Origin of the sequence: Pseudarthrobacter sp. efr-133-R2A-89, from assembly GCF_030209315.1 — a bacterium.
GTDB lineage: Bacteria > Actinomycetota > Actinomycetes > Actinomycetales > Micrococcaceae > Arthrobacter.
The window spans coordinates 245,159-270,198 of the sequence record NZ_JARVSE010000001.1 but is presented as its reverse complement, the minus strand read 5'-3'; the positions used below and the strand labels follow the sequence as shown (position 1 = coordinate 270,198).

26 protein-coding genes and 1 tRNA gene are annotated in these 25,040 nt (G+C 65.2%); 11 read left to right on the top strand and 16 right to left on the bottom strand.

The annotated features are described in order from the left end of the window. Positions 1-7: 7 nt before the first annotated feature. The 8 genes from prcA to QRM95_RS01205 all read right to left on the bottom strand — a co-directional run bounded on the left by prcA (position 8) and on the right by QRM95_RS01205 (position 8,446). Positions 8-718, bottom strand: coding sequence for a proteasome subunit alpha (gene prcA / locus QRM95_RS01240; RefSeq protein ID WP_285246099.1), 711 nt, complete (start codon positions 716-718; stop codon positions 8-10). A gap of 1 nt (position 719) precedes the next feature. Beyond that, entirely contained in the window at positions 720-1,541 is an 822-nt protein-coding gene (gene prcB, locus QRM95_RS01235) for a proteasome subunit beta (protein WP_285246098.1), read from the bottom strand. 80 nt (positions 1,542-1,621) lie between these two features. Beyond that, a complete protein-coding gene (locus QRM95_RS01230; protein ID WP_018761343.1) occupies positions 1,622-1,825 on the bottom strand; it encodes a ubiquitin-like protein Pup in 204 nt (67 codons plus the stop codon). Between the two features lie 84 nt (positions 1,826-1,909). Beyond that, positions 1,910-3,583, bottom strand: a complete 1,674-nt coding sequence (gene dop, locus QRM95_RS01225) for a depupylase/deamidase Dop (RefSeq protein ID WP_285246097.1) — start codon at positions 3,581-3,583, stop codon at positions 1,910-1,912. Then, positions 3,580-5,331: a proteasome ATPase gene (arc, locus tag QRM95_RS01220; RefSeq protein WP_285246096.1), complete on the bottom strand. Its 1,752-nt coding sequence runs from the start codon at positions 5,329-5,331 to the stop codon at positions 3,580-3,582. Before arc ends, dop begins: the two co-directional genes overlap by 4 nt. 82 nt (positions 5,332-5,413) lie before the next feature. Then, positions 5,414-6,478, bottom strand: coding sequence for a tRNA (adenine-N1)-methyltransferase (locus tag QRM95_RS01215; protein WP_285246095.1), 1,065 nt, complete (start codon positions 6,476-6,478; stop codon positions 5,414-5,416). A gap of 101 nt (positions 6,479-6,579) precedes the next feature. Then, positions 6,580-7,770, bottom strand: a complete 1,191-nt coding sequence (locus QRM95_RS01210) for a site-2 protease family protein (RefSeq protein ID WP_285246094.1) — start codon at positions 7,768-7,770, stop codon at positions 6,580-6,582. Next, positions 7,763-8,446, bottom strand: coding sequence for an HAD family hydrolase (locus tag QRM95_RS01205; RefSeq protein WP_502934922.1), 684 nt, complete (start codon positions 8,444-8,446; stop codon positions 7,763-7,765). Before QRM95_RS01205 ends, QRM95_RS01210 begins: the two co-directional genes overlap by 8 nt. A gap of 199 nt (positions 8,447-8,645) precedes the next feature. Between QRM95_RS01205 and QRM95_RS01200 the strand changes: the two genes are divergently transcribed. After that, the gene (locus QRM95_RS01200) at positions 8,646-9,551 is read left to right on the top strand and encodes a PAC2 family protein (protein WP_285246092.1); all 906 of its coding nucleotides are present in this window, start codon (positions 8,646-8,648) and stop codon (positions 9,549-9,551) included. Positions 9,552-9,630: 79 nt separating this feature from the next. Here QRM95_RS01200 and mshC read toward each other — a convergent pair whose 3' ends face one another. Next, positions 9,631-10,908, bottom strand: coding sequence for a cysteine--1-D-myo-inosityl 2-amino-2-deoxy-alpha-D-glucopyranoside ligase (gene mshC, locus QRM95_RS01195; protein WP_285246091.1), 1,278 nt, complete (start codon positions 10,906-10,908; stop codon positions 9,631-9,633). A gap of 15 nt (positions 10,909-10,923) precedes the next feature. Next, positions 10,924-11,757 (bottom strand): undecaprenyl-diphosphate phosphatase, encoded by an 834-nt coding sequence (locus tag QRM95_RS01190; RefSeq protein WP_018761335.1) that lies wholly within the window; start codon positions 11,755-11,757, stop codon positions 10,924-10,926. Positions 11,758-11,808: 51 nt separating this feature from the next. Here QRM95_RS01190 and QRM95_RS01185 point away from each other — a divergent pair, with 51 nt between their 5' ends. Beyond that, the gene (locus tag QRM95_RS01185) at positions 11,809-12,738 is read left to right on the top strand and encodes an aldo/keto reductase (protein WP_285246090.1); all 930 of its coding nucleotides are present in this window, start codon (positions 11,809-11,811) and stop codon (positions 12,736-12,738) included. A 48-nt stretch (positions 12,739-12,786) separates the two neighbouring features. Here the strand turns inward: QRM95_RS01185 and QRM95_RS01180 are convergent, their stop codons facing one another. Continuing rightward, on the bottom strand, positions 12,787-13,050 hold the full coding sequence (locus QRM95_RS01180; RefSeq protein WP_018761333.1) for a hypothetical protein: 264 nt from the start codon (positions 13,048-13,050) through the stop codon (positions 12,787-12,789). Between the two features lie 40 nt (positions 13,051-13,090). Between QRM95_RS01180 and QRM95_RS01175 the strand changes: the two genes are divergently transcribed. After that, positions 13,091-13,324, top strand: coding sequence for a DUF5703 family protein (locus tag QRM95_RS01175; protein ID WP_285246089.1), 234 nt, complete (start codon positions 13,091-13,093; stop codon positions 13,322-13,324). Between the two features lie 63 nt (positions 13,325-13,387). Here QRM95_RS01175 and QRM95_RS01170 read toward each other — a convergent pair whose 3' ends face one another. Beyond that, on the bottom strand, positions 13,388-14,548 hold the full coding sequence (locus tag QRM95_RS01170) for an acyl-CoA dehydrogenase family protein (RefSeq protein ID WP_285246088.1): 1,161 nt from the start codon (positions 14,546-14,548) through the stop codon (positions 13,388-13,390). 9 nt (positions 14,549-14,557) lie between these two features. Next, positions 14,558-15,862, bottom strand: a complete 1,305-nt coding sequence (locus QRM95_RS01165; RefSeq protein ID WP_285246087.1) for a M20/M25/M40 family metallo-hydrolase — start codon at positions 15,860-15,862, stop codon at positions 14,558-14,560. Between the two features lie 169 nt (positions 15,863-16,031). Here QRM95_RS01165 and QRM95_RS01160 point away from each other — a divergent pair. Together QRM95_RS01160 and QRM95_RS01155 are read left to right on the top strand one after the other, a co-directional pair. Next, positions 16,032-16,114: transfer RNA gene (locus QRM95_RS01160), tRNA-Leu, on the top strand. Positions 16,115-16,235: 121 nt separating this feature from the next. Continuing rightward, the gene (locus QRM95_RS01155; protein WP_285246086.1) at positions 16,236-17,153 is read left to right on the top strand and encodes an NmrA family NAD(P)-binding protein; all 918 of its coding nucleotides are present in this window, start codon (positions 16,236-16,238) and stop codon (positions 17,151-17,153) included. Between the two features lie 131 nt (positions 17,154-17,284). Here QRM95_RS01155 and QRM95_RS01150 read toward each other — a convergent pair whose 3' ends face one another. Then, a complete protein-coding gene (locus tag QRM95_RS01150) occupies positions 17,285-17,797 on the bottom strand; it encodes a DUF805 domain-containing protein (RefSeq protein ID WP_285246085.1) in 513 nt (170 codons plus the stop codon). Positions 17,798-18,166: 369 nt separating this feature from the next. Here QRM95_RS01150 and QRM95_RS01145 point away from each other — a divergent pair, with 369 nt between their 5' ends. Next, positions 18,167-19,618, top strand: a complete 1,452-nt coding sequence (locus tag QRM95_RS01145) for a phospholipase D family protein (RefSeq protein WP_285246084.1) — start codon at positions 18,167-18,169, stop codon at positions 19,616-19,618. 127 nt (positions 19,619-19,745) lie between these two features. Beyond that, entirely contained in the window at positions 19,746-20,765 is a 1,020-nt protein-coding gene (locus QRM95_RS01140) for an NADPH:quinone reductase (RefSeq protein WP_285246083.1), read from the top strand. A gap of 36 nt (positions 20,766-20,801) precedes the next feature. Here QRM95_RS01140 and QRM95_RS01135 read toward each other — a convergent pair whose 3' ends face one another. Both QRM95_RS01135 and QRM95_RS01130 read right to left on the bottom strand, forming a co-directional pair. Further along, positions 20,802-20,993: a three-helix bundle dimerization domain-containing protein gene (locus QRM95_RS01135; protein ID WP_018761325.1), complete on the bottom strand. Its 192-nt coding sequence runs from the start codon at positions 20,991-20,993 to the stop codon at positions 20,802-20,804. 154 nt (positions 20,994-21,147) lie between these two features. Beyond that, entirely contained in the window at positions 21,148-21,369 is a 222-nt protein-coding gene (locus QRM95_RS01130; RefSeq protein ID WP_285246082.1) for a hypothetical protein, read from the bottom strand. Between the two features lie 162 nt (positions 21,370-21,531). Between QRM95_RS01130 and QRM95_RS01125 the strand changes: the two genes are divergently transcribed. The 4 genes from QRM95_RS01125 (at position 21,532) to QRM95_RS01110 (ending at position 24,998) form a co-directional block, all read left to right on the top strand. Next, positions 21,532-21,834 carry a DUF4193 domain-containing protein gene (locus QRM95_RS01125; RefSeq protein WP_018761323.1) on the top strand — a complete coding sequence of 101 codons (303 nt, stop codon included), beginning with the start codon at positions 21,532-21,534 and terminating at the stop codon, positions 21,832-21,834. Positions 21,835-21,993: 159 nt separating this feature from the next. Continuing rightward, the gene (locus QRM95_RS01120; protein WP_285246081.1) at positions 21,994-22,734 is read left to right on the top strand and encodes a M50 family metallopeptidase; all 741 of its coding nucleotides are present in this window, start codon (positions 21,994-21,996) and stop codon (positions 22,732-22,734) included. 30 nt (positions 22,735-22,764) lie between these two features. After that, a complete protein-coding gene (locus QRM95_RS01115) occupies positions 22,765-23,841 on the top strand; it encodes a glutathione S-transferase family protein (protein ID WP_285246080.1) in 1,077 nt (358 codons plus the stop codon). A 47-nt stretch (positions 23,842-23,888) separates the two neighbouring features. Beyond that, entirely contained in the window at positions 23,889-24,998 is a 1,110-nt protein-coding gene (locus QRM95_RS01110; RefSeq protein ID WP_285246079.1) for a serine hydrolase domain-containing protein, read from the top strand. The last annotated feature ends 42 nt before the right edge of the window (positions 24,999-25,040 follow it).

The window sequence follows — 25,040 nt, the reverse complement described above, 5'->3', positions numbered from 1 at the left end:
GGTCCTCCTAGGCCAGCAGTGCCGTAATGTCCGCGTCGTTCAGCCTGCGGAAGGCGCGCCGTGACCCGCGGGAGCTTTCGGAAAGCCTGTCCAGGACTGCCACTTCGAGGGCGCTTGCGGGTAGCGGCGTGGCAGGTTGGTCCGTGTCCGCGGCAGGTGTTAGCCCTTTCAACGCGAGGCGGACGGCGTCGGCAAATCCCAGGGAGGCCTGCCAGCCGGCGTCGATGGCGGACGAGACTTTCTCGGCCTGTCCACCCATGACGACAAAGCTGTGTTCGTCTGCGATCGAGCCGTCGAAGGTCAATCGGTACAGGTGGTCGTCGGCCTGGGTGGGTCCCACCTCGGCGACGGCAAGCTCCACCTCGAAGGGCTTTTGCTCCGCCGTGAAGACTGCTCCGAGGCTTTGCGCGTAGACGCTGGCCAGGCCGCGGGCGGTGACATCCTCGCGGTCATAGGAGTAGCCGCGCACGTCGGCGTAGCGGACACCGGCCTGGCGGAGGCTTTCGAATTCGTTGTATTTTCCTACGGCTGCGAAAGCGATCTTGTCGTAAATTTCGCCGATCTTGTGCAAGGACGGGGAAGGGTTCTCGGCGACCAGGGCGATGCCGTCCGCGCAGCTGATCACCACCACCGAGCGGCCGCGGGCAATGCCCTTCCGCGCGAAGTCCGCGCGGTCCTTCATCAACTGTTCAGGCGAGACATAGAACTGCTGCGTCATCTCAGGCCTCCCGTCCGGCAATGGTGCGGGATTCGATGACATTCCGCGAAGCGGTCGAGAGTTCGGCGTCGGGAACCCGCCGGGCACCTGTCCTGTCCACGGTATAGACCACGGGCCACAGCTGCCGGACGGTATCCGGACCGCCTGTGGCGGAGTCATCGTCCGCGGCGTCGTAGAGGGATTCCACGGCGACGGACAGCGCCTCGGCGGCGGTGAGGTTGGGCCGCCACAGCTTCTTCAGGGCGCCGCGGGCGAAGACCGAACCCGAGCCGACCGTATGGTGTTCGTGTTCCTCGTACCTGCCCCCGGTGACGTCATAGGAGAACAACCGGCCCACATTGGCGCTGGTGTCGAAACCGGCGAACAGCGGCACCACTGCCAGGCCCTGCAATGCCATGGGCAGGTTGCCCCTGATCATGGCGCCCAGCCGGTTTGCTTTTCCTTCCAGGCTGAGCTGGGTGCCCTCGATCTTTTCGTAGTGCTCGAGTTCAACCTGGAAGAGCCGGGTCAGGTCGATCGCAATGCCTGCGGTTCCCGCGATGCCAAGGACCGAAAAGCGGTCGGCGGGGAAAACCTTTTCAATGTGCCGGCTGGCAATGATATTTCCCATGGTGGCCCGCCGGTCGCCCGCCATCAGGACACCGTCGTTGTAGCTCATCGCCACGATCGTGGTGGCGTGGGGAACCTGCACGGGGGCAGCCGCTGACGCACTGCCTGAGAAGGACCGGCTAAAGGGCAATAGCTCAGGCCGGTCCCGCTGCAGATGCTCGGTAAAGGACGAGGTGGCGTTGGCAGCTACCTGGTTGGCGGTTGATTCCTGCACTCATCACTCCTTGAACGTGGTACCTCAACGTCGGTACAGATTCCGGCCGGCCGCGGCTTCCGCCACCCATTGGGTCCGGGTTACTGGCCGCCCTTTTGGACGAAGGCCCGGACGAATTCTTCGGCGTTCGACTCCAGCACGCCATCGATTTCATCCAGGAGGTCGTCCACGCCTTCGGTCGACGCCGATGCCTGCGCCTCGGGCGGTGCCGGGGGTGCCTCGGGAATGTCGTCTTCGACCTGGCTGTCACGTGACTGCGGCTGCTGTTGCTCCTGGCCTGCCATCGGTTTCCCTCCTCGTTCTTCCGGCGGATCCGGCGGATCCTCCGATATCCCCATCCTGCCACGGGACGGGCATTCCGGCGCGGTTTACGCCGCAGGCGGAGCGCTGTTGTGTCCCAGCAGTTCTCCCAGGAACGGTCCGGCTTCCCGGTAGCGCTCAAACAACGCTCCGGTCAACTCTTTGGTTCCCCGCAGGGGTTCCCGGGTGGGCACGCGTTGGAGCCGTCCGTAGCCCGGTACGTCGAAGATCACCGAATCCCAGCTTGCGCCCACGACGTCGTTGCCGAAGCTGCTGATGCACTTGCCGCGGAAGAATGCCCGCGTGTCCTCTGGCGGCTCCGCCACTGCCGCGGCGATGCCGGCGTCGTCCATTACACGCTGCATCCGGCCCCTGGCGAGCATGCGGTAGTAGAGGCCTTTTTCCGGCCTGATGTCGGACCACTGCAGATCCACCAAGCCGAGCCGGGCATCACTCCATTCCAATCCGTCGCGCTGGCGGTAGCCGTCCAGCAGGGAGAGTTTCGCCAGCCACTCCACGGACCCCGCGGCCGCCGTCCGGTCGTTGTCCAGCTGCGTCAGGACGGTGGCCCACCGTTCCAGGACGTCGTGGGTGTGGCCGTCGCCGTCCAGGGCGTCACCCACACCGGTGTCCTGGGCAAGTTTTGCTGCGGCCTCGTGATACATCCACTGAAGGTCCAGCGCCGTCACCCGACGGCCGTCCATCAGGCGCAGCTTTGCCGTCAGCGACGTATCGTGGCTGATCGTCTTCAGTGCGGCGACAGGCTCGTAGACCTCGATTTTTGGTGCCAGCCCGGCTTCGATCAGGCTAAGGACCATGGCGGTGGTACCGAACTTGAGGTAGTTGGACACCTGGCTGAGGTTGGCATCCCCAATGATCACGTGCAGGCGGCGATACTTGTCCGCAGTAGCGTGGGGCTCGTCCCGGGTGTTGATGATGGGCCTGCGGATGGTGGTTTCCAGCCCGACTTCCGCCTCAAAGAAGTCGGCCCGCTGGCTGACCTGGAAACCGGGGGTGGAACTGTCCTGGCCGAGTCCCAGGCGACCGGCTCCGCACACCACCTGCCGGCTGACGAAGAAGGGCGTCAGTCCGCGGACGATATCGCCGAATGGAACGGATCGGGGCATGAGGTAGTTTTCATGCGATCCATAGGAAACGGACTTGTTGTCGGTGTTGTTCTTGTAGAGATTGACCGGAGGCAGGGAGGGGTCGGCTGCCAGGCGCCGGACCGCGGCCAGGGCGACCAGGTCGCCCGCTGCGTCCCAGGCAACAGCGTCGCGCGGGTTGGTCACCTCGGGGCTTGAGTACTCCGGGTGGGCATGGTCAACGTACAGCCGTGCCCCGTTGCCAAGGACCATGTTCATTAACAGGGACCCGGACTCGTCCTGGCCGTCGAGCTCGAGTTCCTCACGGCCGTACGCCAACGCTACGGACTCGGCGTCAAGCACGGGTGGCTGGTCGGTCAGCTGGCTGGGATGTGCCGATCCGCGGTCCACCGTCCAGCCCCGGGCATCATGCAGGGGTTCTTCATCCGTATAGTCCCACCGGGTTTCCGCTCCCCCGGCGGCTCGCTGCCGGGTGACCTGGGCGTAGGCCTGGACAACGCGGGCACTCATCATGGTGGCGTTGGCCGAGGGTGCGGAGGGAGCATGGATGCCGTATTCGGTTTCCGCTCCCATCACCCGCATGGCCCCGCCGGCAGGGAGGGCGTCCCCGACGGCGGGTCCTGATGCACCCGTCATAGATACTGTCCCGTGGTGGGCATGGTTTCGATCGACTTCCCGGGCTCCTGCCCGGCCTTGCCCTGGACGATGGTACGGATGTAGGTGATCCGTTCGCCCTTTTTCCCGGAGATGCGCGCCCAATCGTCAGGGTTGGTGGTGTTGGGCATGTCCTCATGTTCGCGGAATTCATCCACCACGGCGCGCAGGAGGTGCTCGATCCGCAGTCCCTTCTGGTGCGAGGTCAGCAAATCCTTGATGGCGTACTTTTTGGCCCGGTCAACCACGTTCTGGACCACGGCGCCCGAGTTGAAGTCCTTGAAGTAGAGCATCTCGGTATCGCCGTTGGCGTAGGTGACCTCCAGGAACTCGTTGGACTTGTCCGTGGAGTACATGGCTTCGACGGTGCGCTGGACCATGGCGTCAACCGTCGCCTGGACGTCACCGTTGTGTTCGGCCAGGTCCGATTCGTGGAACGGCAGGTCGGGGGTGATGTATTTGTTGAAGATGTCCGCGGCGGCTTCCGCGTCCGGGCGCTGGATCTTGACCTTAACGTCCAGGCGGCCCGGTCGAAGGATCGCGGGGTCGATCATGTCTTCACGGTTGGACGCGCCGATCACGATCACGTTGTCGAGGCGTTCCACGCCGTCGATCTCGCTCAGGAGCTGGGGCACGATGGTGGTCTCGACGTCGGACGAAATCCCGGTGCCGCGCGTACGGAACAGCGAGTCCATCTCGTCGAAGAAGACCACCACGGGGCTGCCGTCGGAGGCCTTTTCCCGGGCGCGGGAAAAGATCAGCCGGATGTGCCGTTCCGTTTCGCCCACATATTTGTCGAGGAGTTCGGGCCCCTTGATGTTGAGGAAGTAGCTCTTGAGATCCACGTTCCCGGACCGCTCTGCCGCCCGGGCCGCGAGGGAATTGGCCACGGCCTTGGCAATCAGCGTTTTGCCGCAGCCGGGCGGACCGTAGAGGAGGATGCCCTTGGGGGCCTTCAGCCCGTGCTCCCGATAGAGGTCCGGATGCAGGAACGGGAGTTCGACGGCGTCGCGGATCTGTTCGATCTGGGGCCCGAGGCCACCGATGTCCTCGTAGGTGATGTCCGGGACTTCCTCAAGGACCAGGTTCTCCACTTCGGAACGTGGTACTTTCTCCAGCGCATATCCGGTGCGTGAATCGATGGAAAGGGCATCGCCGACCCGGAGTTTTTCGGCCAGGAGGGCACCGGACAGGCGGACGACGCGTTCTTCGTCCGCACGGCCGACCACCAGGGCGCGGTCGCGTCCCAGCATCTCCTTGAGCGTGGCAAGCTCGCCGGCCCGCTCATAGCCGAGCCCGGCGACGATCAGGAGTGCTTCGTTGAGCAGCACTTCCTGCCCGACCGCCAGCTGGCTGATGTTGACCAGCGGGCTGATGCCCACCCGCATCTTCCGGCCGGCATTGAAGATGTCCACTGATTCCTCGGTGGCGGCCTGACCGCTGCTGCCCGGGGCGGGTTGCCGTTTGGGATTGATCTGCAGGATGGTGCCGAAGCTGTACGGCGGCTGTCCTTCCTGGTCCAAGGCGTTCTTAAGCCGCAGGATTTCCGCTTTCGCGGTCTCAAGCATGGTGACCAGCTTGGTGTTGTTTTGGGTTGCCGCTGCGAGCTGGCGGTCGATGTGCCTGAGCTTGTCCCGAAGTATGTTGACCTGGCGGTCAGCAACCGAGAGGTCGTTGGCGGCAGACTGCTCTGCCGGTGTACGTCCGGAGTCCTGGTTTGGAGTCTCCATGATGTATCAGCCCCTTCCTGCGCTTCTCTTAAGACATTAGTCCCAAGAGGGCGGGTAGGGATGGAGACTCCCGAAATATGGACTAGTTCGTAACCTCGGGGGTGTCCACGACATTTGTGCCGGCAATGGCGTCCCGGGCGGCCCGGCGGAGTTTCTTGTCCGACACCGCCCGCTCCCCTACGGCACCGGGGGTCCAGGCATTGACGTCTTCTTCGTTGAATTCGGTCTTCGAAGGGCGGCGCTTCACGGAGATGCCGGTGACGCCGTCGGCGAGCCGGCGGGTGACCAGGAGGAAACCGGTGTGGGCCACCATGCGGTGGTCGGGGCGAACGGCCAAGCCTTCAAGGTGCCAGCCGCGGACCATTGACTCCCAGGCATCGGGTTCCGTGAAGCGACCGTCGGCGCGGATGGCCTCGGCCGTCCGGGAGAGCTGCGTGACGGTGGCTACGTAGTTGATCCACACGCCGCCTGGAGCGAGGACCGTGGCCACGGCGTCGAGGCATTCCCACGGTGCCAGCATGTCCAGGACCACCCTGTCGACGGAGCCGGGGGCCTCGGCCTTGACCACTTCCTCCTGGAAGTCGCCGAGGGAAATCTGCCAGGCAGGGTGCGGGCCGCCGAAGATGGTCTCCACGTTGCCGCGGGCGATGTCGGCGAATTCCTCGCGGCGTTCGAAGGAGTGGAGGTAGCCGTTGTCGCCGACCGCACGCAGCAGGGAGATGGACAAGGCACCCGAGCCGACGCCGGCTTCCACCACGCGTGCGCCGGGGAAGATGTCCGCCATGGTGACGATCTGGCCCGCGTCCTTGGGGTAGACGACGGCGGCGCCACGCGGCATGGAGAGAACGAAGTCGGAAAGCAGCGGGCGCAGTGTCTGGTACTGCTGGCCCACATTGTTCACCACGACGGAACCATCCACCTGGCCGATGATCTCGTCGTGGTTCAGGAAGCCGCGGTGCGTGTGAAAGGCGCCGCCACGCTCCAGGGTGATGGTGTTCATCCGGCCACGTTCGTCAGTCAGCTGGACGCGTTCGCCCTCGCGGAAAGGCCCGCGGCGACGGGCGGCTCCCACCGGCTGCGAGCCGCTGGCGGCAACACCGGATTGTGCTGCGCCCTTGGCGTCGTTGACGACAGTTTCGCTGCTCATGATTTTTCCTCGCTCCTGTAAACCTGGTTGTGCCGCGCTCCCTTGGCCCCTCGGGGCGCCAGTTGGCGTTGGCGGCGGCAATGCATGACCGGCAGGTAACTCTACCGGTTCTGGCCCTGAGGGTAGCTATCGTTTCTCAGACTCTTGCCTGTGATGGTTGCGAGGACGGCTTCCTGCGTCAACAGCCCGGTGACCTGTCCGTTGTGGTCCACCACGGCGTAGTGGCGGCCCGCAACCTGGGACAGGAACTGGACCAGCTCCTGCCCCTTGGACCACTCAGGAACGTACGCGCCGCCCGCAAGCGGGAAGGAGACGGCATCAATCGGCGTCGAATCCGCCGCGGCGGCGGGGACTGACTTGAGTGCATCCGGGTCCACCACGCCTTGCGGCCGTCCGTCCGGTCCGCAGACCACCACTGCCCTTGCCCCGCCTTCGGAGAGGCGGACGGCGTCTCCGGCAGTTGCGGTGGCGGGCAGGCCGGCAGCGGGCATGGACAAAGCCGCGGCACTGACCAGTGGGAGCCTGCCGCGCAGTGTCCCTTGTTGGATGGATGCCGAGGCGCCCATCCACAGGAAGCCACCCACAAGGATGGTGATCATCAGGAAACTGAAGTCGGGGCGGTCACCGGCGAGGAAGGGGCGTATCAGGAACCAATAGGCGATGGCGAGGACGATGATCCGTCCGCCCCAGCCGGCGGCCACGGTGCCCTTCGCCTGGCTGCCGGTGGCTTTCCAGACGATGGACTCGACCATGCGGCCTCCGTCCAGCGGAAGGCCCGGAAGGACGTTGAAGACACCGATGAGGAAGTTGGCCCACATGAAGATGTTTGTCAGGATCTCGGCGACACTCCCGGTTGAAGGGTGGGGCAACAGCAGCCATGCACCCCCGGCGAGGATGAAGTTGGCTGCCGGTCCGGCAAGGGCCACCACTACCGAGCGTCCCGGGGACGCTGTGAAGCTCTCGAACTGGGTGTGGCCGCCCCAGAGGTTCAGGACGATTTTCTGGGTGGGCCAGCCGTAGATTTTCGCGGTGAGGGCGTGGGCCAGTTCATGCACGAGCACAGAGATCAGCAACAGGACGGCGTAGGCGAAAGCGACGACGTAGGCACTGGCGCCCAGCACGGGGTTGTTCCGTGCCAGGACCGGTCCGTACACGATTACGGTAAAGGCCGCGATGACGAACCATGAGTAGGCAAGGACCACGGGGACGCCGGCGATCCGTCCCAGCGGGATCCCCTCGCGGCGTGCGGGGGCATCCTGGCCGGTGCCGGGCTTCGCGCTGTGGTCAGCCACGGGGATCACCCGGGGCGGGTGCCGCGTGGCCACGGGAACCCGCACCCACCAGCAGGGCTTCCAGCTCTCCCAGTGACCGGCCGGCCAGGGAGTCCCAGAGTTCGTAGCTGTCATGGTCGGGCAGGGGAACGATGTGCGGCACTGCCACCGTTGCGACCCCGGAGGCAACCGCTGCAGCCACGCCCGGCACGGAATCTTCCAGCGCGACGCAATGGTGGATGCCGAGCTCGGGGTCGGCTTCCTGCAACAACTCCACTGCCGTCAGGTAGGCCTCCGGATGCGGCTTGCCCCGGGTGACGGTGTCACCGGTGACCAGCACTTCGAAGTAGGGCCTGGGAAGGTTGGCCACCACCTCCCGGGCAAGTGGGCCTTCGGACATGGTGACCAGGGCGCACCGCACCCCGGCTTGGTGGAGTTCTTCCAACAGCTCACGGGCACCGGGCCGCCACGGCACCTGCTGCTGGACGCTGCTGATGACCTGCGCCGTCAGGGCGTCGATGATGTCGCGGATTTCCAGCTCCACACCCGCCTGCTGCAACAGTCCGGCAGAAAAAGTCAATGACTGTCCAACCAGCTGCATGGCCTGCTGGTGGCTCCAGGTACCTCCGTGCGCCTCAACCAGTGCCCGCTCAGCGGCGATCCAGTACGGCTCGGTATCCACGATGGTCCCGTCCATATCCCACAGGACGGCCTTGAGCGGTGAACTGGCGGCAGGTATTGACATATAGCCAGTCTACGGGGCGTGGCTGGGCGGAGGCTGTGGGCTACGCCCTTGGCGAATATGACGCGGCAGGGGTGCCACAAGGAAGGGTTTACGGGGATTTGCGGCGCTTCAATCCATGCACGACCAAGCACCTTGGACGTAGGGTGAAGAAATGAATAGCTTCGAGGGAGCCACGGCGGAAGAGGGTGCCGGACCCGAGCGGGAACGGTTCCTCCAGCCGGTGGCAGACGGACAGCGCGTAACGGTGATGCTTGCCGCCTTTGAAGGGTGGAACGACGCCGGAGAAGCGGCCAGCGATTCGTTGCGCTATCTGAACAAATTGTGGGGCGGCAAGAAAGTGGCATCCATCGATGCTGACGAGTACTACGACTTTCAGTTCACGCGCCCCACCGTCCGCCGGAACGCGGCAGGCGAACGGAAGATCAAGTGGCCCTCCACCCGGATCTACAAGGCCAGCGCGCCAAATTCCAATGTGGATGTCATCTTTGTGCAGGGCACCGAGCCATCCTATAAATGGCGCGCCTACACCGCTGAGCTGCTGGTTCATGCGGAAGCGCTGCACGTGGATTACGTGGTCCTCGTCGGAGCGCTCCTGGCGGATGTCCCGCACAGCCGCCCGATTCCGGTGAGCACGTCCTCCGACGACGCCCCGCTCCGGGAGCGGATGGACTTGGAAGCTTCCCAGTACGAAGGGCCAGTGGGCATTGTCGGCGTGCTGTCCGAGGTGTCCCTGCTGGCCGGCATTCCCACCGTGTCCTTGTGGGCTGCCGTACCGCACTATGTGGCCCAGGCACCGTCACCCAAGGCCCAGCTCGCCCTCCTGCACCGGATCGAGGAACTCATCCAGGTTCCCCTGGATACCCATGAGCTGGCCGAGGAGGCAGAGGCGTGGGAGCGCGGGGTTGATGAGTTGGCCACGGAGGACCCGGAGATCGCCGCCTACGTCCGCCAGTTGGAGGAAGCCAAGGATACCGCCGATCTGCCCGAAGCGAGCGGCGAGTCCATTGCCCGGGAATTCGAGCGGTATTTGAAGCGGCGGGGCCAGGACAGGGGCTGAAACCAACCGGACGCGAAGAGGGCCTGGCCCGGAGGAATCCGGGCCAGGCCCTCTTTTATGCCGCCCGAAGCGGAGTTCTTTACAGCTGGATGCCCAGGAGTGCGTCCACCGCGTCCTTGACCAGTGCGGCGTCGGCGGCGCTGGCAGCAGCCCCGGCATCATTGGCATTCCGTGCCCACCGGGATACAGCGGCAACCGCTGCGGGCGCATTAAGGTCTGCTGCCAGGGCTTCACGCATCCCGGCCAGGAGCGCGGTCCCCGAACCTGCGGGGGCATGCTGCAGGGCAGTCCGCCAAGCCGCAAGGTCTGCCTTGGCCGCGGCGAACCCTTCATCCGTCCACGACCAGTCGGAACGGTAATGGTGGGACAGGATCGCCAGCCGGATGGCCGCCGGGTCTTCCCCGGCAGCACGGAGCTTCGAAACCAACACCAGGTTGCCTTTGGACTTGCTCATCTTCTCGCCGTCCAACCCCACCATGCCGGCGTGGGCGTAGTGCTTCGCCAGCGGGACTCCAGCCAGCGAGTAGGCGTGGCCGGCGCCCATTTCGTGGTGCGGGAAGATCAGGTCGGAGCCGCCGCCCTGCACGGTGAAGGGCGAGGGCAGGTACTTCTGCGCGATGACGGTGCATTCAATGTGCCAGCCGGGCCGGCCTGCGCCCAGGCTTCCCCCGGGCCAGCTTGGTTCACCGTCCCGTGCCACCCGCCACAGCAACGGATCCAGGGCCTGCCGCTTTCCGGCGCGTCCCGGGTCGCCGCCGCGTTCGGCGAAAAGCTCCAGCATGGCGCTTTCGCCCAGGTGGGAAATGGCTCCAAGTGCCCACGCGTCAGGGGCGGTTGACTGTTTGCCGGCTGCCTCGACGTCGTAATAGACGTCTCCGTCGGGTTCGCCGTTACTGCCGTCCACTGTGTAGGCCAGGCCCATGCTTACCAGCCGCTCCACTTCCGGCACGATGAGCGCGATGGACTCAACAGCGCCCACGTAGTGGTCCGGCGCCAGGACGTTGAGGGCTTCCATGTCGGTCTGGAAGAGCTCCACCTGTTCGGCGGCCAAATCGCGCCAGTCCACCCCGGTGGCCGTGGCGCGCTCAAGCAGGGGGTCGTCCACGTCGGTGACGTTCTGGACATAGGACACCTCGCTGCCGGCGTCGCGCCACGAACGGTTCAGCAGGTCGAAGGCGACATAGCTGGCGGCGTGACCCATGTGGGTTGCGTCGTAGGGGGTGATGCCACAGACGTACATGGACGGCCTGGCATCCGGTTCGAGGGCCACTTCGCGGCCTGCCGCAGTGTCGAACAGCCGGATGGCGGGCATGTTTCCGGGCAGGGCAGGAACGGGGCGGGAAGTCCAGGATTTCACAGGTAAAGCCTAGTCCTAGGCGCTGATGACGTTGAAACCGAGCAGGAGGTAGAGGGCGAGGCCCAGGAAGATCCGGTACCAGACGAACAACCTGTAGCTGCGCGTGGAGACGAACTTCAGGAACCAGCCGATGATGACGTACCCCACCACCAGGGCGATCACAGTGGCCAGGGCGGTCTCAGGCAGCCCGAACGGTCCCGTAATGCCTTCCTTGGTGACTACTTTGTAGAGCTGGTACAGGCCACTGCCGAACACGGCAGGGATGGCGAGCAGGAAGGAATACCGGGCGGCGGCCTCACGGGTATAGCCCATCAGGAGCCCGGCGGTAATGGTGCCGCCCGAGCGTGATACACCCGGGATCAGGGCCATGGCCTGGGCGAGGCCGTAAAAGATGCCGTGCTTGTAGGTCAGGTGGGCCAGGTCCCGCTTCTGCGCGCCGATGGCGTCCGCTACCGCGAGGATGAGGCCAAAGACAATCAGCATGGTGGCAACGATCCACATGCTGCGGAGGACCGATTCGATCTGGTCCTGGAAGAGCAGCCCCAGCACGATGATCGGCAGGCTGCCCAGAATCACCAGCCAGCCCATGCGGGCATCGGGATCCTGCCGCGGTACTTTGCCGGCCAATGAGCCCGCCCAGGCTTTGACGATGCGGACAATGTCACGCCAGAAGTAGATCAGCACGGCCGTTTCCGTGCCCAGCTGGGTGATGGCCGTAAAAGCTGCACCCGGATCCTGCGCGTTGGGAAGGAACTCGCCCACAATCCGCAGGTGTGCGCTCGATGAAATCGGTAAAAATTCGGTCAGTCCCTGCACTAGGCCCAGCAGGGCCGCTTCAAACCAGTTCACGCTAAGACCCTACGGCATGGCAGCGGTGGTTCTGCCCGTAAGCTTGCTGCTATGCAGCAGCGTTACGTCGGCAACAGTGGATTGCGAGTTTCAGCCCTCTCCCTGGGCACCCGTTCCTGGGGCCGGGAGACCGACGAGCAGGACGCCTCCGAGTTGCTGCGGACGTTCCTTAGTGCGGGCGGCCGGCATGTGGACACGTCCGCTTCCTACGCTGGCGGGGGCTCCGAAGGGATCCTGGGCTCGCTGCTGGGCGACGTCGTTTCCCGCACGGAGATTTCCATCTCCACCAAAGCGGGAATGACGACGCCGGATGGCCGGCGGGCCGTGGATACCTCACGCAACGCAATGCTCACCGGACTGGACGCCAGCCTGGCCAGGCTGGGCACGGATTACGTGGACCTCTGGTTCGCCGAAGAGTGGGACGGAAACGTTCCCCTCGAGGAGACGCTGGCAGCACTGGAGTTCGCTGTCCGGTCCGGGCGGGCCCGGTACGCCGGCATCTCCAATTTCAAGGGCTGGCAGGCGGCCAAAGCTGCGGCCATCAGCAGCGTTCCACTCGTGGCCGCCCAGGCCGAATACTCGTTCCTTAACAGGTCGGCGGAACCGGAACTCCTGCCGGCCCTCGAGGACGCAGGGCTGGGCCTGATGGCCTGGGGTCCCCTGGGCAGGGGTGTCCTCACGGGCAAATACCGGGGCAGCATTCCGGCCGGTTCGCGCGGCGCGTCCGCGGGCGAGGCCGATTACGTTGAGCCCTACCTGGAGGAGAAGCCGTCCCGCATCGTGGACGCCGTGTGCATGGCAGCCAACGGATTGGGACGTTCACCGCAGGATGTCGCATTGTCCTGGCTGCTGTCCCAGCATGGCGTCGCCACCGTTGTTGTCGGGGCCCGGACGAACGTGCAGTTGAAAGAGATCCTCGACGCCCAACTATCCCCGCTGCCGCCCCAGATTGCCAGGGCGCTGGAAGACGTATCCGCCTAGCGCCCCACCACCGGGTTCCAGCGGGCTCTGCAGTTTTTCCCCGCTGCGCTATTCCTCGACAATCTCCAGGTCTTCGTCGTCGTCCACATCGGCTTCATCATCGTCGTCTTCATCATCGAACACCTGCAACGGAGTAACTTCGTTGTAGGCCTCATAGAGTGCGTCTTCATAAACTTCGAACGCATCTGCAACTGCAAAGAAGGCTGCCTCCACGGAGGGGTCACCGTCTCCGCGCCGGTTCGATGCTGCTATAAGGTGTTCTTCCAAAGCGGTGGTCAGGGACGAAAGCGCGACACGCGGATCGATGCTCATGACTTCACGTTAGCCGGAAAAGGACGAAAATGGAGAGCAAATGAAGGAGCAATTTCTCACCAGCTCAGTCCAGCGGGAGCGGGACTATTTACGGCAGTACGAATACCTCGTACTGACCCTCAGCCCTGATGATTCCCTGCCGGAGGCACGGCGCCGCCTGGTGGAACACTCCGAGTACGGCAAGTGGGAATTGGAACGCAGCAAGCTCTACATGGGCGGCGGCCGGCGTTTTTGGCTGCGCCGCCGGGTCATGCAGGTCCAGCGCACCGTGTAGGGCGGGCTTTGGGAAGCCAGCGGCCTTGGGGGAACGAACAGTAGCAGGCGCTCTGCGCGCGGATTAATCCTCCAGGGGACCGAGCCAGGCGTTGGCGACGGTGTTGTGCGCTGACTCATCGTCGGACGGGTGGAACATGCCGGCCAGCACGTCCCTGTACAGCCGCTCCAGTTCGGAGCCCCTGAAGTAGCTGGATCCGCCGCTGACCCGGATGGCCAGGTCCACTACCCGACGGGCGGTTTCGGTCGCACTCACCTTGAGCCCCACCAGCTTGGGGAACCACTGGGACCCGTGATCAGCCAGCGCGTCGACGTCCGCCGCCACGGCGTCCAGCTGGGGGTAGAGCGCATCCATGGCCATGGCCGCTTCGGCGACTTTCCAGCGGATATCGGGGTCCTGGGCGTAGCTGCGGCCGCCGTTCTTGAACGATGTGCGCCGCTTTGCCGTCTCCACGCCCACCGCCAGGGCACGCTCCCCCAGCCCCGTATAGACGGCGGCGAGGAGCGTCTCAAAGCAGGCGAAGATGGCGAAGATGAGGGGGTCGGAGTTCGGCCCCACCGGCAGCTTCCGAAATATCCGGTCCGCCGGGACAGCTGCACCCTCCAGCACCGTGGTGGCAGACTGGCTGGCCCGCATGCCCAGCGTGTCCCAATCGTCAAGGATCCGGTAGCCCGGCGAATCGCGGCGGATGAATCCATGGACAAGCTCTCCCGCTCCATCCCTGGCCGCAGGGTCCTTGCCGAAGATCCCGAGGCGGGTCCAGGCAGGCGACAAGCTCGTGAAGATTTTCGTTCCCGTGAACGTGTACCCGCCGTCCGGGTCCGGCGCCGCGGTGGTCCGTGAGTCGAAGAGGACGGAGTCGTTGCCCGCTTCGGAGTTGCCGAACGCAAACACCTCGCCCTGTGCGGCTTCTTCCAGGACGAAGGACAAGGAGTCGTCGCCCCGGGCTGCCAGGACATGTGCGACGCCGGTCCAGACCAGGTGCATATTGACCGCCAGCGCGGTGGCGGGGGCAGCCGTTGCCAGCCTGCGCTGGCACTGCGCCGCCGCCCGGAGCCCAAGGCCCGGACCGCCGTCGGACGCCGGCACGAAGAGCTTCAGGTACCCCGCCGCCGCCAACTCCTGCAAGTCCTCGTGGAAGAAGGCGTTGTCCCGGTCGTAGCCGGCGGCGCGTCCCCGGATGCGCTCCAGGAGAGCGTCCGGCAGCAACTGGTCCGGAGTCACGGCCGGTTCCTAGTAGTTGGTCAGCAGGGTGTTCAACACCCGTGCACCGAATTTGAGGGAATCGGCCGGGACCCGCTCGTCCACCCCGTGGAACATTCCGGTGAAGTCGAGCTCGTCCGGAAGCATGAGCGGGGCGAACCCGTATCCGGTGATGCCCAGCCGGCTGAGCGACTTGTTGTCCGTGCCACCGGAGAGGGTGTAGGGCAGCACTTTGGCGCCCGGGTCCTCGCTGTGGAGGGCATCGATCATGGAGTCCACCAGGTTCCCGGCGAAGGGAACCTCCAGAGAGACGTCGCTGTGGACGTAGCTGACATCAACGCCGGTGCCGGCGAGCTCGCGGACGATCTCCAGGACCTGCTGTTCCTGGCCGGGCAGTGTGCGGCAGTCAACAAGGGCTTCGGCCGACTCCGGGATGACGTTGTGCTTGTACCCGCCTTTAAGGAGGGTGGGGTTGGTGGTGTTCTGCAGGGTGGCACCGACGAAGCGTGCCACGGTGCCAAGCTGGTCCAGCAGGAGGTCCGGATTGTCGGCGTCGAACTCCACCCCGGTGAGTTCGGTCACTCCGTCAAGGAACTGGCGGGTCGTGGGGGTGAGTTCGATGGGCCATGTGTACTCGCCGATGCGCGTGACGGCGGCGGCCAGTCGGGTGATCGCGTTGTCCGTGTTGATCTGCGAGCCGTGGCCGGCCCTGCCATGTGCCACCAGCCGAAGCCAGGAGATCCCCTTCTCGGCGGTTTGCAGCAGGTAGGTGCGCTGGCCGCCGATGGTGGCGGAGAAGCCACCCACCTCCGAGATTGCCTCGGTGGCGCCCTCGAAGAGTTCGGGGCGTTTGTCCACGGCGTACCGGGCGCCGTAGACGCCGCCGGCTTCCTCATCGGCGAAGAACGCGAAGATGATGTCGCGCTTGGGCTTCCTGCCGTCCCGGGCGAAGCTGCGCATGACGGACAGGATCATGGCATCCATGTCCTTCATGTCGACGGCGCCGCGTCCCCAGATGAGCCCGTCCTTCAGTTCTGCGCCGAACGGGTCCACTGACCACTGGTCACGCAGGGCGGGAACGACGTCCAAGTGGCCGTGGACCACCAGGGCGCTTGCCGAAGGGTCCTCCCCCGCCATCCGGCTCACAACACTGGCGCGGCCGGGGGCGGATTCGAAGATCTCCGCGTCCAACCCCACTTCTTCGATCAGCCCTGCTGTGTACTCAGCAGCCGCCCGCTCGCCCGGCCCCGATCCGTCACCGTAGTTGGACGTGTCGATCCGGATGAGTTCCTGGCAAATCCGGACAACTTCATCCTCGGGCAGGACGTCAGGCATTGGTATCTCCTTGGTAGGGAATGACTGGGTGGCACGAGCTGAACCGCTGTCCTCAGCCTACCCATTCGGCCCGATTCGTTCTTCCCGAAAAGTCATGTTAGAGTTTTTCTCGCTGCTTCGGAGAGGCGCGAAACGCTGAAAGGCGGGACGGCTTCCCGAAATACCACCTGCGCGGGTGGCGGAATGGCAGACGCGCTAGCTTGAGGTGCTAGTCCTCGAAAGGGGGTGGGGGTTCAAGTCCCCCTCCGCGCACATTGGGAAACCCCGGAAAATCAATGATTTTCCGGGGTTTTTCTGTATCCAGGCAACCCTGGGCGGTCCCCGGGTTGCTTCCCCGTCGTCGCACCACCAATCCCACCGGGAAGAGCACGCCATGACTACCAATACCGTCCTCGTCGCCGGAGCCACCGGCGACCTCGGCCAACGCATTGTTCGTGAGCTGCTGCGCCACGACACGCTCGTCCGGGTCCTTACCCGTCCCGGGAGCGGCAGGGCGCAGGAAGTCTTCGGCCGGGCGGATCGCGTGGAGGTCCGCGAGGCCGCCTACACGGACCACGCCGGACTCGTCTCCGCCCTGTCCGGCGTCGACACGGTCATCTCGGCTGTCAGCGGGGCGCGTCCGGTCATCATCGACGCGCAAAGGTCGCTCCTGACGGCCGCCATCGAGGCAGGTGTGGCGCGGTTCATACCTTCGGACTACTCCGCGGACTACCGTCGCGTCACTCCCGGCAGCAACCGGAACTTCGAGCTCCGCCGTGATTTCGCCGCAGAACTCGACGCTGCTCCCCTCCGCGTGACGTCCGTGCTGAACGGCGCGTTTGCGGACATGCTCACCGGGCAGGCGCCCATGATCCTGTTCTCGCGCCGCCGGGTCCTCTACTGGTCCTCAGCCGACCAGATCCTCGATTTCACCACCAAAGATGATGTGGCACGCGTTGTCGCGCTTGTCGCCCTCGACAAAAACGCGCCCCGGGTTGTCGAAGTGGCCGGTGACCGTGTCACTGCCCGTTCCGTTGCCCGGACCATGACTGAACTCACGGGAGAGCCCTTTGCGCTGCAGTGGGCCGGTACCACCGGGACCCTGTCGGCGATGGGCAGGATCGGCCGCCGCTTCTCGAAGGACAAGGAGGGAACCTTTCCGGCGTGGCAGGGCATGCAGTATTTCTTCAGCATGTTCAGCGGCCAGGCCGAACTCCGCCATGTCGACAACCATCGCTACGGGCCGCACCGGTGGACCTCGGTCCGTGATGTCCTCCAAGGACACCTGGCGCGGACACCGGCCGATCGCTGAGCCCTGACGATATGGCGGGCACCTCGGCCGCCACGCGGGAATGCGAAGGGCCCAAGACATGAAAGAGGGGAAGACCATGACGGTCTTCCCCTCTTCCTTACCCGCGCATTTCGGGCCGGCCGGAAGCTGAGTTATTGAGTGGGCTGGTCGAACCGCTGCCCGGCCGGGTCCGGTCCCATGAGGGTGAAGACCAGCAGGATGATCGCTCCCGCGAACGGGATGAGTCCCAGCAGGATCAGCCAGCCGCTCTTGTTGCTGTCATGCAGGCGGCGCACCGTCAGGGCCAGCGACGGGACGATGGTGGCCAGGCCCCAGATCATGCCCAGGATCAGGCCGACGACTGCTCCAGGACCCAGCTGCGGGGTGCTGTTGTAAGTCGACGTGGACGCCACCATGCCGGAACTGACGATGATATTCAGGACGATGCCGACGATGATGGCGACGAGCGTCCACCACCAGTATTCGCTTCTGCTGGCCCGGCCGGAGAAGGCTGCGTACTTCTTGAAGAACCGCTTGGCGGCCGCCGTGAACGGGGCGCCATAGTAAGGGGCCCAGAGCGGGGGTTCCCCGCCGGGCCAGGACTGCTGGGACGGGTATTGCTGCGGCGGATAGGGCTGCTGCGACGGGTATTGCGGATAGCTCAAGGTTCCCCCCAGGTGTCAGAAGTGACTGGAACGTGCTCATCGTACTGTCCACGCGGTCGAAAAAACCTGCACAGGGGTAACATTTTTCCCAACTTTCCCCGGAACAACAGGGAAAGGGCGACTCCCGGAGATACCGCGGCGAGCTGGGACCATAGGCTATTTTGGGAACGAAGCGGCCTGCCCCGGGGCCTCGACAAGGAGCGCCGATTGGACAACATCGCCCGCAAGTGGTTTTTGAGCACGTCCGAGCGCGGAAATCCGGCCAGTACCGTTCAAGAGGGGAGCGACGCATCACCATCGTGGTCAGAGGGAAACCTGGTGCGGCCCTTGATCCATGGGGCATCCTACTTTTCCCGGTTGCACGGGGAATTGTCTGCGCTCAGGGCCGGTGACCGGGTGTGGTTCACGGACTGGCGGGGGGATGCCGATGAGCGTCTTTCCGCTGACGGCCCAACGATTGGCACGGTGCTGGCGGAGCTGTCCCGGGCAGGGGTGGAAGTCCGTGGACTCGTTTGGCGGTCCCATGGAGAGCGGGTATCGGCCCCCATCAGCGGACGCTCCAACGAACTGCTCAGCCGGCAAATCAACGATGCCGGCGGCGAAGCGCTCTTGGACCAGCGGGTGCGCCTCTTCGGTTCCCATCACCAGAAGCTGGTGGTCATCCGCCGTCGCGACGACCCATCGAAGGACGTCGCTTTCGTCGGCGGGCTCGACCTCTCGCACAGCCGCCGGGATGACGCCCGCCATGGCGGTGACCCGCAGGCGGTAAAGATGGACCCCAAGTACGGTCAGCGGCCCCCCTGGCACGACGCCGCGCTGGAGCTGCGTGGGCCCGTGGTGGCTGATGTCCTGGCGGTCTTCGCTGAACGCTGGAACGATCCCCACCCGTTGGACCGGCACACGCCATACCGCATGTTGCTGCAGCGCCTGGCCCGGATGCCCCGTCACCCCAGGCCGCTGCCCGCCGCTGCCCCTCCCCCGCCGCCGGCGGGCCCCCACGCGGTGCAGCTGTTGAGGACGTACGGCCGGAAGCATCCGCCCTTCCCGTTCGCTCCCGACGGCGAGCGCAGTATTGCCCGCGCCTACGCGAAAGCGTTCTCGCAGGCCCGTTCCCTCATCTACATCGAGGACCAGTATTTGTGGTCAACGGATGTCGCCGCCGGAATCGCGACGGCGTTGGAGCGCAATCCCTCGCTGCAGGTGATCATCGTCGTTCCCCGATACCCGGATTCTGATGGCCGGTTGGGCGGCCCGCCCAGGCGGCTGGGCCAACTGCGCGCCGTCTCCATGCTCCGGCGGGTCGCGCCGGACCGGGTGGGCGTTTTCGACCTGGAGAACAGCGACGGCACGCCAATCTATGTCCACGCGAAAATCTGCATTATCGACGACACCTGGTTTACCTGCGGATCAGACAATTTCAACCGCCGGTCCTGGACCACTGACAGCGAGCTCACGTGCGCCGTCATCGATACGTCCCACCCCGGAAGCGACAGCCGCGCCCAAGCCAACGAACCTGCCGGACCCGGGCCTTTGGCCAGGGAGCTGCGGATCGAGCTCTGGGCCGAGCACCTGGGGCTGGACCTCGACGACCCGCGGCTCCTTGAGCCGACGGCCGGTCTGGACCTGTGGAACAGCACTGCCGATGCCCTTGCGCACTGGCACCGGGACGGTCGCCGCACGCCTCGGCCGTCCGGGCAGGTGCGGCGCCACACCATAGAGCCCCTGCCGCGCCTCCACCGGCTCTGGGCCGATCCCCTGTACCGGCTTGTCGTGGACCCGGACGGGCGCCCTCGGTCCCTCCGCGGCAAAGACCGGTTCTAGCTGCCGGGAGCGGCCGGGTTCCGCGCCACGCAACGACGGCCACGCGGCACGAACCCCCTGCAGTGGCACTATGCGGGCGCGGTAAGTTGGACCGGTAGCCACACCAGACCGCGGATAGGGAGAAGACATGAAAGCCATCGTGTACGAAGAGACGGGCCCGTCGTCGGTCCTGACGCTCCGCGACAAGCCCTTGGTGGACCCCGGCCAGGACGAGGTCCGGGTCCGGTTGCTGGTGTCCGGCGTGAACCCTACTGACTGGAAGTCACGCTCCGGCGGCGGGACCAGGAAACTGGACGCGCCCAAGGTGCCCAACCAGGACGGAGCCGGAGTGATCGATGCCGTAGGTGCCGGGGTAGCCGGGGTTGGCGTCGGAGACCGTGTCTGGCTCTGGGATGTCGCGTGGGACAGCAACGAAGGCACCGCACAGGAATACGTCACCGTGCCGGCCGGAAAGGTCGTCCCTCTTCCGGACGGCGAGTCCTTCGACGCCGGCGCCTCGCTCGGCATCCCGGCTTTGACGGCCCACCGGGCCCTCACCTCCAGCGAAGCCGGACCGTCCCGGCTCTCCCCCGGCGCCCTGGCCGGACGGACCGTCCTCGTCACAGGCGGTGCGGGGGCCGTGGGTCACGCAGCCATCCAGCTGGCACGCTGGGCCGGGGCAACCGTCATCACCACCGTCAGCGGCGACCACAAAGCGGAACTGGCCCGGCGTGCGGGAGCGGGCACGATCATCAACTACCGGACCGACAACGTGGTGCGTGCTGTCCGCAACGCGGCCCCGGACGGTGTGGACACCATTGTGGACGTTAACGCACCCGCGAACATCGAGGCCGGCCTGGAGGTACTCAAGCCGGGCGGGACGATCACCGTCTACGCCGCAAACCCCGGGGAGTCACTGACCGTGCCGATCCGCGAGGGCATGACCAAGAACGTACGGCTGCAATTCATCCTCACCTACACAGTGACGGACGAGCATAAGCAGGATGCGGTTGCTGCGGTCTCCGAAGCCCTGGAGGCCGGTGCGCTTCGGGTCGGCGAAGACTATGGGCTGCCGCTGACCCGCTTTCCCCTCGAAGAGACCGCCGCTGCCCAGGACGCCGTTGAACGGGGCATCATTGGAAAGGTGCTGATCGACGTCGCGACCTAAACTGCGGGGAACGGCGGCAGCGACGCCACCAGGCACCTATTGCGAAAGCCGGTCCCTCGCCGCATGCTCAACGAGCACCGGTATGAAAGCGCGCACCCTTCCGGTGTCAAGCATGCTGTGTTCCTGCTGCACCACGTCTTCGATTTGCTCCCTGGACAGCGTTGGGAACCTCGCTGCCAACCGGTCCACCACTTCGCCGAGGGCCCGCAATTCTTCGCTTACTCCCATCGGCAAAGTGTCAGCGGACCGGCGGACCTCGTCAAGACTTGACTATTCAGGCAGCATTTGGGCAATTTGTGGTGGGCCAGGCCCGAAACGGTCGTACGACGGCGGGCGCCGGGCAGCCGGGCCGGTCACCGTGTGCCGCCGAGCCCCGTTGCCCTCAGTGCGGATGCAACCTGCGGGGACGGGAATGGCGGTGGACACGCGAACCCGCCACAGCCGGGCGGTACTCGATCCGACGCTTCTCTGTCCTGATATCACGCCGTTCCTGCCGCCGCGCCTTGCGTTCCGGACGGTCAATAGCGGACAGGATGGTCAGCGTCACCGCCATCCAGAGGATGGCGGTGCCCAACACCAAGACGATCTCCAGCTCAGTGCTCATAGTCCCAATTTTAGGACCCGGTGGCTCAGGCGGACCCTGCGCAGATCCACATCGAAGCCGCCTTAATCCACACCGGTAGTGGCGCTTCCTATTGGGGAATATGGGCCGGATGCTGTACGTTTCATACCCGACAGCCAATCAAAGAAAAGAGAAGCACCTAAAGTGGCAACCGATTACGATGAACTGCGTTCCGACGTCAAGGAATCGCAGGACAACTCACTTGAGCAGCTCCAGTCAGCAAATGCTCCCGACGCCCGCAGTGTTGTGCAGGAGTTGGACGAAGCTGACGGGCTGGACGGCGCCGGCGTCCCTGGCGGCGAATTCGTCGCTGAGGAACTCGTAGTCCAGGTCATCCCGCAGGCAGAGGACGAATTCACCTGCTACTCCTGTTTCCTGGTCCGGCACCGGTCCCAGATTGCGCGTCAGAAAGACGGCCACAGCTACTGCACTGAGTGCGAAGGCTAGGAAGAAACAGCTTCAGGCGAAACACCTGGAACCTCGTGAAAACCATCCGGAAGGCACGCCGCACATGGCGTGCCTTCCGGTTTTAAGCGTTCCCCCAGACAAGGTGGGTAACGTGCCGTCAAAGACTTACGACGACGACCCGGCAGCCAGGAGGCAGCTTTGGACAGCCCAGCTGGCGTATGGAACACCTTCGTGGCGGCCTTCTCCCAGGCGCCTGTGCCCAACATCACCTGGGTAGAGATGCTGCTGTCCGTGGCAGCAGCCACGGCGCTGTCCATCCCCCGCCGCTCTTGGCGCTACTTCGGACTCCTTGCCACGGCAACTCACGAACTGGGCCACGCAGTTGCCGCCGTAACCTCGGGCCAGCGACTGTCCGGGATTCGACTCCGGCTGGACCACTCCGGAACAACGACGACCTACAGCCGGAGCCGTGTTGCCGCTGCCTGGTCGTGTTTCTGGGGCTATCCGGTCCCGGCGATCGCTGGTGCCGCTTTCGTGTGGTGCGGAGTCACCGGGTGGGGCGCCGCAGCCATGGCGGCAAGCGTGGTGGTCCTGGCCGTGTCCATGCTTTTCCTCCGCAACCTTGCCGGTTTCCTCATCACCATTACTGCCATGGCCGGCGCCGCCGCCCTCACGTTCCTGGCAACGGCCTCGGTTGCCGGACATGCCGCCGTCATCTTCGGCCTTGCCCTGCTCGTGGCCGCTGTCCGGGACCTGGCCAAACTCACCCACGTCCACCTCCGCCGTCGCGACCGCCTGGGAAGTTCCGACGCCTATCTGCTGTACCGCGCCACCTCCGTGCCGTCCGCCGTCTGGATCACGATCTTCGGCGCCCTCGTGGCTGGCTCATGGCTTGCGGCGTGGTTGCCCGTCTCCCGGATCCTGCTCGGCGGCACCTAGATTGGTGAGCCGGACGCATACGCTGGTCCTATGAGCCAGGAAACCGACAGCACTCCCACAGGGACGGACCACAGCACCCGAGGCGCTTATGTGACAGGCGGCGCGGAGTTCACCCGTGACACCAACTACATCGAAGACCGCATTACCAGGGATGCCGCTTCCGGCAGCAACGGTGAACCAGGCTGGCCGGTAGAAGCGGGCCGGTACCGGCTCATTGCCGCCAGGGCATGCCCGTGGGCCAACCGGACCGTCATAGTCCGCAGGCTGCTGGGCCTGGAAGACGCCATCTCACTGGGCCAGCCCGGGCCTACCCATGATGCCCGGTCCTGGACTTTCGACCTCGATCCCGGCGGTGTCGATCCCGTCTTGGGAATCGAGCGCATCCAAGAGGCCTATTTCAAGCGTTTCCCGGGCTATCCCCGGGGCATCACCGTCCCCGCCATCGTGGATATTCCTACCGGGAAGGTCGTGACCAACAACTTCCCGCAGATTACCCTCGACTTTTCCACCGAATGGACGGCTTTCCACCGGCCCGGCGCACCGAAACTGTACCCGGAGCACCTCCGCGTCGAGATCGACCGGGTCAACAAGCGCGTCTTCACCGAAGTCAACAACGGCGTCTACCGCTGCGGTTTCGCCGGTTCGCAGGAGGCCTACGACGCCGCGTATGACCGGCTCTGGACGGCCCTGGACTGGCTCGAAGAGCGACTCTCACGGCAGCGGTACCTGGTCGGCGATACCATCACCGAGGCGGACGTCAGGCTCTTCACCACGCTGGCCCGCTTCGACGCCGTCTATCACGGCCACTTCAAGTGCAACCGGCAAAAGCTCAGCGAGATGCCCGCGCTCTGGGGCTACGCCCGGGACCTGTTCCAAACGCCGGGATTCGGTGACACCACCGACTTCGTCCAGATCAAGCAGCATTACTACATCGTCCACGAGGACATCAACCCCACCGGGATCGTACCGAAGGGGCCGGACCTGTCCGGCTGGCTGACCCCGCATGGCCGCGAAGCGCTTGGCGGCCGGCCCTTCGGAGACGGCACGCCGCCGGGTCCGGTACGGCCGGGCGAAGAAGTGGCTGCCGGACACGGAGCCATGGGCTAGTCTGGAAAGCCCCGGGCAGGAAATCGCTTTCCCTTATGCTGGGAGGCATGCAGACTTCCCTTGGCTTCGTCGCCCCCGGCTACGAGAACGTGCTGGCCTTGTTCGAGACCCTGCTCGCTGAGGACCCCCGGTACAGTGCACAGGTGGCGGCCTACCAGGGATCCCGGCAGGTGGTCCGGCTGACCGGAGGCCCTGACATGGCGCCGGACACCCTGACGGGGGCGTACTCCTGTTCAAAGGGCGTCGGTGCGATGGTCATCGCATTGCTGGTCCAGGACGGCCTCCTCGATCTGGACCGTCCGGTAGCCCACTACTGGCCGGAGTTCGCCGCCCACGGCAAGGACAGGCTGCTGGTCCGCGAAGCCCTGTCCCATCAGGCCGGACTATTGGGTATCGACGGCGGGTTCGGGCTCGCCGAATTCACCACGCCCGAGGCTGCGGCGCGGCTCGCCGCGTCATCGCCCCTCTGGGAGCCGGGGCGGCAGTTCGGATACCACGCCCTCACCATTGGAATTCTGATGGAGGAACTGTGCCGCCGCACCGCCGGCGAGCCATTGCAGGCTGTCTACGAAGCCAGGATCCGCGCGCCCCACGGCGTGGACTTCTTCCTCGGCCTGCCGGAAGAACTGGAACCGCGGTACCGGGACGTCCTCTATCAGGACACCCCCGATCAGGGATGGGTGGACCCGCTCAGCCTCGAGGGCATCAACGGCAACGCACCCGTCAGCACCATCATGGAGCTGCCGAACATCCGCGCAGTCCGCGCAGCAGGCATGTCCGCGGCCGGAGGAGTGGGATCCGCCGAGGGGCTGGCCCGCCTTTACGCCGCCGCAACCACCGGCGTCGATGGCGACCGTCCCTTCCTCGCGGCCACAACCATCGAAGCAATGTCACGGGAACAGGTGTGGGGCCTTGACCGGTCCTCCGGGCTCGACAACGCGTTCGCCGTCGTCTTCATGAAACCGCACCCGTCCAGGAACTTCGGCAGCCACCGCGCATTCGGCCATGAGGGAGCGAACGCCGCCCTTGGCTTTGCGGATCCCTCCTACGCCCTTGGCTTCGGCTATATCCCCCGCCGCCAGGAGGAAGGGCGGACCCCGGGCAGGGCCCACCGGCTGGCTTCCGAAGTGCGGCGTTCCGCGGCCGGCTTGTCCTGACGGGATGCCGGCCCTACTGTGGCCGGATGGGCAATACTCAAG

Bases quoted from the DNA above. Each gene is read 5' to 3' on its own strand.
- prcA (WP_285246099.1), bottom strand. From the start codon at position 718: ATGACGCAGCAGTTCTATGTCTCGCCTGAACAGTTGATGAAGGACCGC.
- QRM95_RS01230 (WP_018761343.1), bottom strand. From the start codon at position 1,825: ATGGCAGGCCAGGAGCAACAGCAGCCGCAGTCACGTGACAGCCAGGTC.
- dop (WP_285246097.1), bottom strand. From the start codon at position 3,583: ATGACGGGTGCATCAGGACCCGCCGTCGGGGACGCCCTCCCTGCCGGC.
- arc (WP_285246096.1), bottom strand. From the start codon at position 5,331: ATGGAGACTCCAAACCAGGACTCCGGACGTACACCGGCAGAGCAGTCT.
- QRM95_RS01215 (WP_285246095.1), bottom strand. From the start codon at position 6,478: ATGAGCAGCGAAACTGTCGTCAACGACGCCAAGGGCGCAGCACAATCC.
- QRM95_RS01205 (WP_502934922.1), bottom strand. From the start codon at position 8,446: ATGGACGGGACCATCGTGGATACCGAGCCGTACTGGATCGCCGCTGAG.
- QRM95_RS01200 (WP_285246092.1), top strand. From the start codon at position 8,646: ATGAATAGCTTCGAGGGAGCCACGGCGGAAGAGGGTGCCGGACCCGAG.
- QRM95_RS01185 (WP_285246090.1), top strand. From the start codon at position 11,809: ATGCAGCAGCGTTACGTCGGCAACAGTGGATTGCGAGTTTCAGCCCTC.
- QRM95_RS01180 (WP_018761333.1), bottom strand. From the start codon at position 13,050: ATGAGCATCGATCCGCGTGTCGCGCTTTCGTCCCTGACCACCGCTTTG.
- QRM95_RS01175 (WP_285246089.1), top strand. From the start codon at position 13,091: ATGAAGGAGCAATTTCTCACCAGCTCAGTCCAGCGGGAGCGGGACTAT.
- QRM95_RS01165 (WP_285246087.1), bottom strand. From the start codon at position 15,862: ATGCCTGACGTCCTGCCCGAGGATGAAGTTGTCCGGATTTGCCAGGAA.
- QRM95_RS01155 (WP_285246086.1), top strand. From the start codon at position 16,236: ATGACTACCAATACCGTCCTCGTCGCCGGAGCCACCGGCGACCTCGGC.
- QRM95_RS01140 (WP_285246083.1), top strand. From the start codon at position 19,746: ATGAAAGCCATCGTGTACGAAGAGACGGGCCCGTCGTCGGTCCTGACG.
- QRM95_RS01135 (WP_018761325.1), bottom strand. From the start codon at position 20,993: ATGGGAGTAAGCGAAGAATTGCGGGCCCTCGGCGAAGTGGTGGACCGG.
- QRM95_RS01130 (WP_285246082.1), bottom strand. From the start codon at position 21,369: ATGAGCACTGAGCTGGAGATCGTCTTGGTGTTGGGCACCGCCATCCTC.
- QRM95_RS01115 (WP_285246080.1), top strand. From the start codon at position 22,765: ATGAGCCAGGAAACCGACAGCACTCCCACAGGGACGGACCACAGCACC.
- QRM95_RS01110 (WP_285246079.1), top strand. From the start codon at position 23,889: ATGCAGACTTCCCTTGGCTTCGTCGCCCCCGGCTACGAGAACGTGCTG.